Source organism: Mesorhizobium sp. RCC_202 (assembly GCF_041355295.1).
Taxonomy (GTDB): Bacteria; Pseudomonadota; Alphaproteobacteria; order Rhizobiales; family Rhizobiaceae; genus Mesorhizobium.
On record NZ_JBFUPO010000018.1, the window covers coordinates 74,851 to 86,499 of the forward strand.

General features: G+C 63.7%; 12 protein-coding genes. 5 read left to right on the forward strand and 7 right to left on the reverse strand.

Going from position 1 to position 11,649, the window contains the following annotated elements; all coding sequences use genetic code 11:
- The first annotated feature begins 30 nt into the window (after window positions 1-30).
- The 3 genes from AB6802_RS28770 to AB6802_RS28780 all read left to right on the forward strand — a co-directional run bounded on the left by AB6802_RS28770 (window position 31) and on the right by AB6802_RS28780 (window position 2,994).
- A complete protein-coding gene (locus AB6802_RS28770; protein WP_371013596.1) occupies window positions 31-1,122 on the forward strand; it encodes a methionine ABC transporter ATP-binding protein in 1,092 nt (363 codons plus the stop codon).
- Window positions 1,103-1,759, forward strand: coding sequence for a methionine ABC transporter permease (locus tag AB6802_RS28775; RefSeq protein ID WP_371013597.1), 657 nt, complete (start codon window positions 1,103-1,105; stop codon window positions 1,757-1,759). The genes AB6802_RS28770 and AB6802_RS28775 overlap by 20 nt, the downstream gene beginning before the upstream one ends.
- Window positions 1,760-1,974: 215 nt before the next feature.
- Window positions 1,975-2,994 carry an isopenicillin N synthase family dioxygenase gene (locus AB6802_RS28780; protein ID WP_371013598.1) on the forward strand — a complete coding sequence of 340 codons (1,020 nt, stop codon included), beginning with the start codon at window positions 1,975-1,977 and terminating at the stop codon, window positions 2,992-2,994.
- Window positions 2,995-3,221: 227 nt separating this feature from the next.
- Here the strand turns inward: AB6802_RS28780 and hpaH are convergent, their stop codons facing one another.
- Genes hpaH through AB6802_RS28805 form a run of 5 tightly spaced genes read right to left on the reverse strand, consistent with a single transcriptional unit; the run spans window position 3,222 to window position 7,859 of the window.
- On the reverse strand, window positions 3,222-4,025 hold the full coding sequence (gene hpaH / locus AB6802_RS28785) for a 2-oxo-hept-4-ene-1,7-dioate hydratase (RefSeq protein ID WP_371013599.1): 804 nt from the start codon (window positions 4,023-4,025) through the stop codon (window positions 3,222-3,224).
- Window positions 4,022-4,897: a fumarylacetoacetate hydrolase family protein gene (locus AB6802_RS28790; protein WP_371013600.1), complete on the reverse strand. Its 876-nt coding sequence runs from the start codon at window positions 4,895-4,897 to the stop codon at window positions 4,022-4,024. Before AB6802_RS28790 ends, hpaH begins: the two co-directional genes overlap by 4 nt.
- Before the next feature lie 19 nt (window positions 4,898-4,916).
- Window positions 4,917-5,897, reverse strand: a complete 981-nt coding sequence (gene hpaD, locus AB6802_RS28795) for a 3,4-dihydroxyphenylacetate 2,3-dioxygenase (RefSeq protein ID WP_371013601.1) — start codon at window positions 5,895-5,897, stop codon at window positions 4,917-4,919.
- Window positions 5,898-5,910: 13 nt separating this feature from the next.
- Window positions 5,911-7,428 carry a 5-carboxymethyl-2-hydroxymuconate semialdehyde dehydrogenase gene (gene hpaE, locus AB6802_RS28800; protein ID WP_371013602.1) on the reverse strand — a complete coding sequence of 506 codons (1,518 nt, stop codon included), beginning with the start codon at window positions 7,426-7,428 and terminating at the stop codon, window positions 5,911-5,913.
- A gap of 44 nt (window positions 7,429-7,472) precedes the next feature.
- On the reverse strand, window positions 7,473-7,859 hold the full coding sequence (locus AB6802_RS28805) for a 5-carboxymethyl-2-hydroxymuconate Delta-isomerase (RefSeq protein ID WP_371013603.1): 387 nt from the start codon (window positions 7,857-7,859) through the stop codon (window positions 7,473-7,475).
- Window positions 7,860-8,075: 216 nt separating this feature from the next.
- Here AB6802_RS28805 and hpaR point away from each other — a divergent pair, with 216 nt between their 5' ends.
- Window positions 8,076-8,486 (forward strand): homoprotocatechuate degradation operon regulator HpaR, encoded by a 411-nt coding sequence (gene hpaR / locus AB6802_RS28810; RefSeq protein ID WP_371013604.1) that lies wholly within the window; start codon window positions 8,076-8,078, stop codon window positions 8,484-8,486.
- On the opposite strand, the gene AB6802_RS28815 is transcribed toward hpaR, so the two are convergent.
- Entirely contained in the window at window positions 8,483-8,992 is a 510-nt protein-coding gene (locus AB6802_RS28815; protein WP_371013605.1) for a flavin reductase, read from the reverse strand. The two genes, hpaR and AB6802_RS28815, sit on opposite strands and share 4 nt — an antisense overlap.
- A 12-nt stretch (window positions 8,993-9,004) precedes the next feature.
- Window positions 9,005-10,549, reverse strand: coding sequence for a 4-hydroxyphenylacetate 3-hydroxylase N-terminal domain-containing protein (locus AB6802_RS28820; protein WP_371013606.1), 1,545 nt, complete (start codon window positions 10,547-10,549; stop codon window positions 9,005-9,007).
- 94 nt (window positions 10,550-10,643) lie between these two features.
- On the opposite strand from AB6802_RS28820, the gene AB6802_RS28825 reads away from it, so the two are divergent.
- Entirely contained in the window at window positions 10,644-11,513 is an 870-nt protein-coding gene (locus AB6802_RS28825; RefSeq protein ID WP_371013607.1) for a helix-turn-helix domain-containing protein, read from the forward strand.
- Window positions 11,514-11,649 lie beyond the last annotated feature (136 nt).

Below are 11,649 nucleotides of genomic sequence, written 5' to 3' on the forward strand. Positions count from 1 at the left end.
CATTTGTGGGCCATCGAAATGGATGAAGATATGAACCTGCATGTGACAGCCGAATTGGACGGTCCCATCACCACCAATCCCGTGGTGAGGGAAGACGTCGTCCGCCTTGTCGACCTCAAGCGTCGGTTTGGCGCGACGCCGGCGCTCGACGGCGTTTCGCTCACGGTGCAGAAGGGCGAGATCCTTGGCATCATAGGCCGCAGCGGCGCCGGCAAGTCGACGCTGATCCGCTGCCTCAACGGCCTGGAGCGGCCGGATTCCGGCGAGGTCTTCATCGAGGCCCGCGAGATCAGCCGTCTCGGCGAGCGCGATCTGCAGCCGCTGCGCCGCCGCATCGGCATGGTCTTCCAGCACTTCAATCTCCTGTCGGCGAAGACTGTGGAGGAGAACGTCGCGCTGCCGCTCAAGATCGAGGGCCGGCCCCGCGCCGAACGCCTGGCGCGCGCGGCCGAGCTTTTGCAATTGGTCGGCCTGTCAGAGAAAGCGCAAGCCTATCCCGCGTCGCTGTCGGGTGGGCAAAAACAGCGTGTCGGCATCGCCAGGGCGCTCGCCGCACGGCCGGCGCTGCTGTTGTCCGACGAGGCGACCTCGGCGCTCGATCCCGAGACGACACGCTCGATCCTGGCGCTGTTGAAGGACATCAATGCCAGGCTCGGCCTCACCATCCTGCTCATCACCCATGAGATGGAGGTGATCCGATCGATCGCCGACCGCGTGGCGGTGATCGATGCTGGGCGCATCGTCGAGGAGGGCGCTGTCTGGCAGGTCTTCGCCAATCCGAAATCGGAGATCACGCGCAGCCTGCTCGGCGCCATTCGGCCGCAGCTGCCGCCGGAGATCGCCAGCCGGCTCGCCGCCGGCGAAGGTGCTGAAACGATCCTCAGGATCGACGTCGCCGGCCAGGCCGCGCATGGTCCGCTTCTGTCCGATCTGAGCGCCGCCGTGCCTGGCCCGTTCCGCCTCGTGCATGGCGGCATCGACCACGTGCAGCGCCAGCCTGTCGGCACGCTGTTCCTGTCCGTTCCCGGAACCGATGCCGCGCATCTGGCAGCGGTAATCGCGTTCCTCAAAGACCGCGATGCGCGGGTGGAGGTGCTTGGCCATGTCGCCAGTCCTGTTTGAACTTCTCCTGCGCTCGATCTGGGAAACCGTATTGATGACCGGCGCATCCGGCCTGATCTCGCTGATCTTCGGCCTGCCGCTCGGCCTGGCGCTGGTCGCCACCGATCGCGGCGGCATCGCCGAAAACCTCTGGGTGAACCGCATTTTAGCCGCGCTCATCAACGGCTTCCGCTCGGTGCCCTTTATCATCCTTCTGGTCGCGCTGATTCCGGTGACGCGGCTGATCGTCGGCACCTCGATCGGCACCTGGGCCGCGATCGTGCCGCTGTCGATCGCGGCGACGCCCTATTATGCCCGCATCGCCGAAGTCTCGCTGCGCGAGGTCGATCACGGCCTGATCGAAGCGGCGCGCGCCATGGGCGGCAACCGCTGGACGATCATCCGCGAGGTTCTGGTGCCAGAAGCGCTGCCCGGTATCGTCGCCGGCTTTACGGTGACATTGGTGACGCTGGTCGGCGCTTCCGCCATGGCCGGCGCCATCGGCGCCGGCGGGCTCGGCGATCTCGCCATCCGTTACGGCTATCAGCGCTTCGAGACCAACGTCATGATCGCGGTGGTCATCGTCCTGATCATTATGGTCTGCGGCATCCAGTGGATCGGCGACCGGCTGGTCGCGCGGCTCGATCGTCGCGGATGAAGAGCAGCCCTGGAGGGAACGCAATTTGCCGCAAAAGCCGGGAATTGAGCGCCGGCTTGCTGCGTTTGCAATGAGATTGGTCGATGCGTTTCTTCACCCGCAATGACGCGCATGGCATCGTGCGGTGGGGTCGCAGGAGCAATTCCAGGAAAAGTGCGCAGCGGTTTTCCGTCCGGAATTGCGAAAACAAGAGTTTCGCCAAGAGGAGCCTGTCCATGCCCAGAATAATTCCGGTGCTTGATCTCGAACGCTTGGAGCAGGGCGCCTCGGAGTTGCGGACCTTTCTTTTCGATCTACGCACCGCCGCCCGCGATGTCGGCTTCTTCTACCTTACGGGACACGGCATAACGCAGTCGGAGATCGATGCGGTGCTCGGCGCCGCGCGCGGCTTCTTCGCCCTGCCGGAGGCGGACAAGCTTGGCATCGAAATGGCGAAGTCGCCGCAGTTCCGCGGCTATACGCGCGCCGGCGGCGAGCTGACCAAAGGCAGGGCCGACTGGCGCGAGCAGCTCGACATTGGCGTTGAGCGCGCGACGATCCCGCAAGGGCCGGGCGTGCCAGCCTGGACGCGGCTGCAAGGCCCGAACCAGTGGCCGGCGGCGCTTCCCGACCTCAAGCCGGCGCTGCTTGCCTGGCAGAGCAAGGCGACCGACGTGGCGATCCGGCTGCTTAAGGCCTTCGCGCTTTCGCTCGACCAGAAGGAGGACGCCTTCGATCCGATTTACACGAGTGAGCCCAACCACCGCATGAAGATCGTGCGCTATCCCGGCCGCGACACCACCGGCGATGACCAGGGGGTCGGCGCGCACAAGGATGGCGGGTTTCTCACGCTTCTGCTGCAGGACGACAACAAGGGCCTCCAGGTCGAATATGACGGCAGCTGGGTCGATGTCGACCCGATCCCTCAGACCTTGGTGGTCAATATCGGCGAGCTGCTCGAGCTGGCCTCGAACGGCTATCTCAGGGCAACCGTGCACCGCGTCGTCACACCGCCGGCCGGTATCGAGCGGATATCGGTGCCGTTCTTCTTCAGCGCCCGGCTCGACGCGACGATCCCGCTGCTCGACCTGCCGCAGGAACTGGCGGCGGAAGCGCGCGGCCCGGCCAGCGACCCCGACAATCCGCTGTTCCGCAATGTCGGGACCAATGTGCTGAAAAGCCGGCTGCGCTCGCATCCCGACGTGGCGCGGCGCCACTATGCCGATCTTTTGGAAAAAGCATCGGCCACGGGCTGACTCTTGGCTGCCTTCAGGTGAGAATTTTTCGCGTTTTTGCTCTTTTTTAGAATTATGTTCGTGGAAAATACACCGCTTAGGCCCCACATAGTATGCATCGTTCGGTGTTCTCCTCCCATTGCACCGAATGGTGTTCCCCTCTGAAGGTTATCACCTTCATTCTTGGCCGGGCCGCTTTCGCGCCCGGCCTTTTTCTTTTCAGGAACCGCTGAGGAAAATCGCCCGGATCAGGCAAAGCCGATGCGGATCGTTCCGTATGGGCCGAAATCCGAGACGATCGCGTCGCCATGCCGGCATTCGACCGGACGGATGAAGGAACCCGACAGCACGACCTGTCCGGCCTCGATGCGCATGCCGTATTGATGCAGCCGGTTGGCGAGCCACACGATACCCTTGGCCGGATGGTCGAGCACGCCGGCGCCGAGCCCCGTCTCCTCGACCTCGCCATTGCGCGACACGATGGCGCCGATCCAGCGCAGGTCCGCCTCGCGCGGACCGGCCTTGCGGCCGCCGACGACGATGCCGGCATTGGCGGCGTTGTCGGAGATCGTGTCGAAGAAAGTCCGGATCTTGCCGGTTTCCTTGTTAGCCCGCTCGATGCGGGTGTCGAGGATCTCCAGCGCCGGCGTGATGTAGTCGGTGGCGTCGAGCACGTCGTCGACCGATATGTCCGGACCTGCCAACGGCGCCTTCATGACGAAGGCGATCTCGGCCTCGATGCGGGGCTGGATGAAACGGTCGGCCGGCACAGTGCCGCCGTCTGCGAAAAACATATCGTCGAACAGGATGCCGGAATCCGGGATGTCGATGCTCAGCGCCGACTGCATCGCCTTCGAGGTCAGGCCGATCTTCCAGCCCTTGACCGTCCTTCCAGACGCGACCTTGCGCTTCACCAGCGCCGCCTGCACGTGGTAGGCGTCATCCATTGTCGCTTGCGGAAAATCGAGGCTGAGCAGCCTGATCTGGCGGCGCTCGCGCTCGGCCTGGAACAGCCTGTTGGCGGCGTCCTCGACATCGGCCTCGGTCATCATCGGGCGGCTCCTTCGTCGACGACCCCATTGCTGAGCAGGCCGATGCCGTCGGCCTCGATCTCGATGACATCGCCGGGCTTCAGCCAGACCGGTGGGTCGAAACGGGCGCCGGCGCCGGTCGGCGTCCCGGTGACGATGACATCGCCGGGAACCAGTGTGGTGAAGGTCGAGATGTAGTTGATGATCTTGCGGAAGGAAAAGATCATGCGGCTGGTGCGGTCCTGCTGGCGGACCTCGCCGTTGACGCGCGTTGTCAGCGCAATGTCGGCGATCTGCGCCTCGTCGGTAAACGGCACCAGCCACGGGCCGATCGAGCCGGTGCGGTCGAAATTCTTGCCTTGCGTGACGTTGAATTTGGCGTGGCGCACCCAGTCGCGGATGGTGCCTTCGTTGCACAGCGAAAGCGCTGCGATGTGGCCGAGCGCGTCGGCCTCGGCGATCCGGCGGCCGCCCTTGCCGATGACGATGACGATCTCGCCCTCATAGTCGAGCTGCGGTGATTCCGGCGGCCGCACCAGCGGCGCGCCATGGCCGACGAACGAGCGCGGGAAGCGGATGAACAGCGACGGATTGGCGGGCGCCGCCTGCCCGTCCTTGTACTCCTCGTTGCGATCCGGATAGTTGACGCCGACACAGATGATTTTTTCCGGGGAGGGGACCGGGATTTCGTATTTGATATCGTCGAGCGGGAAGTCGACCGGGTAGGCATTCGCTTCCTCGCCCAGTCGCCTCAGCGCACCTGCCTCGATCACCTCGCGCAGCGTGCGCCACTGGCTGTAGCGCGCCGAAAGATCGACGACGCCCTTGTCGGTGACCGCGCCGTAGCGTGTCTTGCCGCCGACGGTGAAGGTGGCGAGGCGCGGCATGGTCATGCTGGAAGCTCCATGTGACTCAAGGCGCCACGATTGGCGAGGCCGCCAGGTCGGACTTTCGCGGCTCGACGCCCGCAAACACACTGCCTTCCTCGAACCAGCTTTTCGGCGCCGGCGCGCCCCACAGCGTCTGGCGCTGCGGGTCCTTCAAATCCCATTTGATCGGTTCCAGGTCCGGATCGACCGTCTGGTAGTCCGAGCAATAGATCTCGATGCGATGGTTGTCGGGATCGCGGATATAGAGGAAGAACGCGTTGGAGATGCCGTGACGGCCCGGGCCGCGCTCGATATTGCCGACATAGCCGGTGGTCGCCATCAAATCGAGCAGGTCGATGATGTTGAGCGGCGTCGGCACCCAGAAGGCGACATGGTGCAGACGCGGGCCGACACCATTGGTGAAGGCGATGTCGTGCACGCCGCCCTTGCGATGCATCCAGGCCGCCCACAGCCTGCCGCTCGCTTCGTCCTGCGTGTACTCCGTCACGCGGAAGCCGAGCTCGTTGTAGAAGGCGGCCGATTCATCGACATTCGGCGAGAAGCAGTTGAAATGGTCGATGCGCAGCGGCTTCACGCCCTTGTAGAGCGTGTATTTCTGGTGGATTGGCGGTAGCCGCTCCATCCTGGAATAGAACTCGAGCGGAATGCCATGCGGGTCGCGCGTGCGGAAGGTGCGCGACTGATAAGGCCGCTCTACCCACTCCACCGGCAGCCCCTTGGCCTTGAAGAAATGCTCGGCCTTGTCGAGGTCCTCGTCAGAGAAAACCTTGAAGCCGAGTTCGCGCGCTTCCGGTGTGGTTGCCTTGCGCAGCACGATGCAATGGTGGCCGCGTTCCTCCATGGCGCGCAGATAGATCGCGCCGCTGGTCTCGTCGGTCACCTGCAGGCCGAGCGTGTCGACATAGAAGGCGCGGGATTTGGCGAGATCGGTGACGGCAAGCTCGACATGGGAGAGCCGCACGATGTTGAAGGCAGGGTGGAGGTTGGGTTGGGGCAGGGCCATTATGGGTCTCCGGTCAGCCGCCGAGCTTCTGGATCGAATGCGGCGCCGTGGCGAACGCGATGTTCTTGGTTTCCATGTAGAAGTCGAACGACCAGTCGCCGCCGTCGCGGCCGATGCCCGAACTTTTCACGCCGCCGAACGGCGTCGGCAGATGGCGCACATTCTCCGAATTCACCCAGATCATGCCGGCGTCGAGCGCGTCGGTGAAGCGCAGCGCGCGGGTCACGTCCGAGGTCCATAGGTAGCCGGTGAGACCGTACTGCGTGTCGTTGGCCAAGGCCAACGCCTCGACCTCGTCCTTGAACGGGATGGCGGTCAGCACCGGCCCGAAAATCTCTTCCTGGGCGATGCGCATCTTGTTGGTGGCGCCGACGAACAGCGTCGGGCTGACATAGCAGCCGCCGCCCGGACCAGCGAACTTGCCGCCGCCGGCGACGACCACCGCGCCCTCCGATTTGCCGATCTCGATATAGGACAGCACCTTTTCCTCATGCACCGGATGGATCAGCGGGCCGACCACGGTTTCGGGATCGAGCGGATGACCGATCTTGATGCGCCTGGCCTTCTCGGCGACCATATCGGTGAATCTGTCATGCACCGAAGCCTCGACCAGCAGGCGCGACGACGAAGTGCAGCGCTCGCCATTCAACGAGTAGATCATGAAGACGGCGGCGTCGGCCGCGCGTTCCAGATCGGCATCGGCAAAGACGATCACCGGGTTCTTGCCGCCAAGCTCGAAATGCACGCGCTTCAGCGTCTCGGCGCCTTGCTTCATGATCATCGAGCCGGTGCGGCTTTCGCCGACGAAGCCGATCGCCTTGATGTCGGGATGCTCGGTCAATGCCCGGCCGGCGTCCTCACCGAAACCGTTGACGAGGTTCCACACGCCCTTGGGCAGGCCTGCTTCCTCGGCGATCTCGACCAGCAGCCGCGCGGTCAGCGGCGACAGCTCCGCCGGCTTGTGCACGAGCGTGCAGCCGGCGGCCAGAGCCGGTGCGATTTTCCAGGTCGACAGCATGAACGGCGTGTTCCATGGCGTGATCACGCCGACGGGACCGATCGGCACGCGCGTCGTCATGTTGAGCTGGCCCGGTGCGCGCAGCGAGCGGCCGTCGCGCGCTTCGGGCGCGCGGTCGGCGTAGAAGCGGAAATTCTCGGCGCCGCGCAATGCTGCCTTGGCCATGAACTTCAGCGACTGTCCGGTGTCCATGCATTCGACGAAGGCGATCTCCTCGGCCCGCGCGACGATGGCGTCGGCGATTTTGTGCATCAGCTTCTTGCGCGCGTCGCCGGAGATCGCCGCCCAGTCCTTGAAGGCCGCCTTGGCTGCCTTGGCGGCGCGGTCGATGTCGGCGGCCTTGCCGCGCGCCACTTTTGCCAGCGGCTTCAGGTCGATCGGCGAGATCGTCTCATAGGTCGAGCCGTCGGCAGCAGGCACCGCCTCGCCACCGATCTGGTTGAGCACGCCATCCCGGCGGAAGCGCTCCAGATAGGCCTCGGCCTTCTTCAGATTGTCGTCAAATGCCGCCATGGGTCTTTCCTGTTGATTGCTGCCGCGCTCACGTGCCGCCGCGATTACTTGCTACGAAGGCGCGGATGGATGGCGTTCTTCTTCCAGCTGAGCTCGGCGTCGATCTCGCGGATCTCGAGCGACAGCGCGAAATGCGGCGTTGCAAACAGCGACGAAAGATGATCGGTGACGGCCGCGAAGATCGCTTCGCCGGCGCTTTTCTTCTCCGCTTCGCTGCGTCCCTTGCCGATGCGGAAATTCATATCGATGAAGCCGTTCTCGGGCAGGCGGTCGGCGATTGCATAGGCCTCGGCGCGGAAGGCGCGAACCCTGATCGCGCCCGGCTCGAACAGGCCGCTGGCGAGGATGATGCGCGACACCAGCGCGCAGAGGTCGCTCATGTCGACCTTCGCGTCGAGATTTGCGGAATATTCGATCGCCATGTGCGGCACGGCGTTCCTCCACGTTTTTTAATTAACATGTGAATTACATCTTGACGACGGAATGTCAAGCGTCGTTCTCTGTGTGCGCTACAACATTGGTGCGGGATTGCCGCTTCGGCAAAATCGCGGATATAGCTTCGCTTTGAACTCACAAGTATTGCGAGTCGCACCGCAATTGCCGGAGACCTGACCTTGCTGCCGACCAGCACCCGCCGATCCTTGCCCATGGCGCTTCTGCGTGCCCGCGAAGTGATCATGGCGCATTTCCGGCCGATGCTTGCCCGTCACGACATCACCGAGCAGCAATGGCGGGTGCTTCGCGTGTTGGCCGAAACCGGGCCGCTGGAAGCGACCGAGCTTGCCAACCGTGCTTCCATCCTGCCGCCCAGCCTGACCCGCATCATCAAGGCGATGGAAGAGCGCGAATTCATCACCCGCAACAAGGTCAAGGATGACGGCCGCCGCGCTTTGCTCGCCATCAGCCCGGCCGGCGTGGCGCTGATCGAAGAGCTGTCGCCCGAGCGCGTCGCCATCTACGAGGCGATCGAGCAGCGCTACGGCGCCGCGGAGCATGAGCGGTTGCTCGACATGCTGGAAAGCCTGATCCAGTCGGAATCGACAGAAGGCCAATCCTAGCCGCCAAAACTCCCCAGCGCGCTCGGCTGCATGTAGTTGCGGCCGACATAAAGCAGCGCCGCTTCGTCGCTGCCGTGGCGGATGTCGACGACGCGGCCGAACATCACATTATGCGTGCCGACCTTGTTGACCGCGCCGATCTCGCAATCGAAGGAAACGATGGCGTCGAGCAGCGCCGGCATGCCCGACGGCATGGTCTGCCAGCGCGCGGCTTGATAGCGCTCCCCCATGTCGCGGATGGCGCCGGCGAATTTCGCCGCCAGATGCATGTGCGACTGGGTCAGCACGTTGACGCAGAAGCGCTGGTTGGCGAGGAACATTCCGGTCTGCGCCGAGCGCTCGTTCATGCATACAAGCAGCGTCGGCGGGTCGTCGGAGACGCTGCACATGGCTGTGGCGGTGAAGCCGCCGCGCCCGGCCGGACCGTCGGTGGTGACGATGTTGACCGGCGCGCAAACCCGCGCCATCGCCTCGCGGAATTCCAGCCTCGCCACTTGCGGCTCCATCGCCAACCTCCGTCAGTTGGCCGGACTGGTCAGCGGCGGTAGCCAGGTGTCGCCGGTCCAGCCCTTCTCGTCATAGTCGGCCATGCACTGGTCGACCAACTCCTCCATCTGCTTCAGCCGTCCGCCGCGCTCGGCGCCTTTCAGCACCTGCAGCCGCACCTCTTCCGGCGCGCCGGCATAGTTGAGCTCATAGAGCGCGTGGCGGCCGCCGAACTCGGTGCCGGTCGCGTCCCATAACAGTTTCATGATCTTGATGCGCTCGACATGACCCATGTCGTTGGAGCCTCGCACATATTGCGCGAGGTAGTGGTCGATCTCGGGATTGGCGAAGTCCTTCACCGACGACGGCAGGTAGATCAGTCCGGAGGCGATCACCCGGCGCACCGTGTCGATGACGCGCGGATAGGCCTCCGACATAAAGGTGCGGTAAGCCAGCGCTGCCTCCAGGTTTGGCAGCACCGCGCCATTCGCCCAGGGGATCGGGTTGTGCGCCATTGCGTTGGAAAAGCTCCAGAACATGTGGCGCAGCGCAATCACTTCACCGAGTGCTGCCTGGTTGCCGCGGAAGGCATCGCCGCCGGTGGCGCGCAGCGCCTTGGCTAGCAGCCCGGCGAGGAAATCGAGCTTGACGGCAAAGCGCGTGCAGCCCTGGAAGCAATAGCCATGCATGAAGCCGGACGCCGGATGGAAGGACAGGATTTTCTGCGCGTCACGCAGCACCAGAACGTCCTCCCAGGGGATGAAGACATTGTCGAGCACCAGGATCGCGTCGTTCTCGTCGAAACGCGATGACAGCGGATAGTCGAAGGGATGACCGACGGTGTTCGCCGTCTGCTCGTAGGAGACGCGGCAGAACATCTTTATGCCGGGCGCATTCATCGGCACGATGAACATCACCGACAGCGACGGATCCTCGGTCACCGTCGCCGAGCTTTGCGCCAGGAAATTGTAATGGGTGAGCGCCGACGATGTCGCCACCACCTTGGCGCCCGACACCCAGATGCCGGCATCGTTTTCCTTGGTGATGTGGACGAACACGTCTTTCACCTGTTCGGCAGGCTTGTGGCGGTCGATCGGCGGATTGACGATGGCGTGGTTCATGAACAGCACGGCTTCCTGGGCGCGTTTGTGCCAGGCGCGCGCATTGTCCTTGAACGGCCCGTACCATTCGGCATTGGCGCCGAGCGTGTTCATCAGCGCCGCCTTGTAATCGGCGGTGCGGCCCATCCAGCCATAGGTCATGCGCGCCCAATGCGCGATCGCGCCTTGCTGCGCGGCAAGGTCGGATGAGGAATGGGCGACGCGGAAATATTTGTGGGTGTAACCGTCCGAGCCGGTATCGGTGGGCGAGGTCAGCACCGCCTGCTGTTTGGGATCGTGCAGCGCGTCGTAGAGGCGGGCCAGCGAGCGCGCCGAGTTGCGCATCGCCGGATGGCTGGTGACGTCGGCTATCCGCTCGCCATTGATGTAGACCTCGCGCCCGTCGCGCAGGCTCGCCAGATATTCGGCGCCCGTGAACGGCCGCGACTTGTCGGCCCGATAATCTTCCGATCGCATCATGATCCTCCCTTGATCGTTGAAGAGTAGCCGCGGATGTCGCGATGGGTTATGGACGAAAGCACAAAACCGCTTGGACTTTTTCCGGTAGCCGATGACACAGACCGCCATTCCGGAATTCTTCGTCTATGGCGAGCCAACCCGCGCGCTCGACGTCGGCTTTCTGCATGTCGAGACTGTACAGGCCCGCGCTTCCGTGCATCGCGGCCGCGTTCTGGCGCACAAGCATCCGCAAATGGCGCAGATCACCTTCTGGGTAAGCGGTGCTGGCATCTACCGGATCGAGGATGAAGCGTGGAGTTTTTCGGCACCGACGGTGAGTTTCATGCCAAGTGGCGTCGTGCATGGTTTCGAGATCGAGCAGGGCACGGACGCCATCGTGGTTTCGGTCGCGGACGCAGCACTCGCCGCGATCGCCGAGCATTCCGCCCTGCCGCTCGACCAGCCCGTCTTCGTCACCGGGCGCGGCGACACGGCGCTGTGGGAACGGCTCACCGACACGATCAAGATGATCCAGGCCGAGTATGCCGAGGCGCAAGCCGGTGCGGAAAAAATTCTGCCGCCGCTGATCTCGGTTGCGCTGTCGCACATCGCCCGGCTCGATTCGCAATCGCACGCTGTGACGGTGCCGGCGGCCGTGGCGCTTGGTGGGCGATTGCGGCGGCTAATCGACCGGCATTTTCGCGACGACTGGCCGGTCGAGCGCTATGTCGAGGAACTCGGCACCACACGGCATTTGCTCGACAAGGCGGCGCATCAGGCGCTGGGCTCGGGCGTGCGACAGGCAATCGGCGAAAGACGCCTGGTCGAGGCCAAGCGCCTGTTGCTCTTCACCATCCGCACAGTCGAGGACATCGCTTACGAGACCGGCTTCAACGACCCGACCTATTTCTCGCGCTTCTTTCGCGAGGCCGTTGGCGTCGCGCCGGCGGCGTGGCGGAAGGAAAGAGTGAGTGGTGAGTAGTGAGTAGTGAGTAGTCAGTAGTGGATAGGATTGAACGGATCAGACCGGGACTTTATTTCCTACTCACTACTCACTACTCACTACTCACTACTCACTACTCACTACTCACTACTCACTACTCACTACTCACTACTCA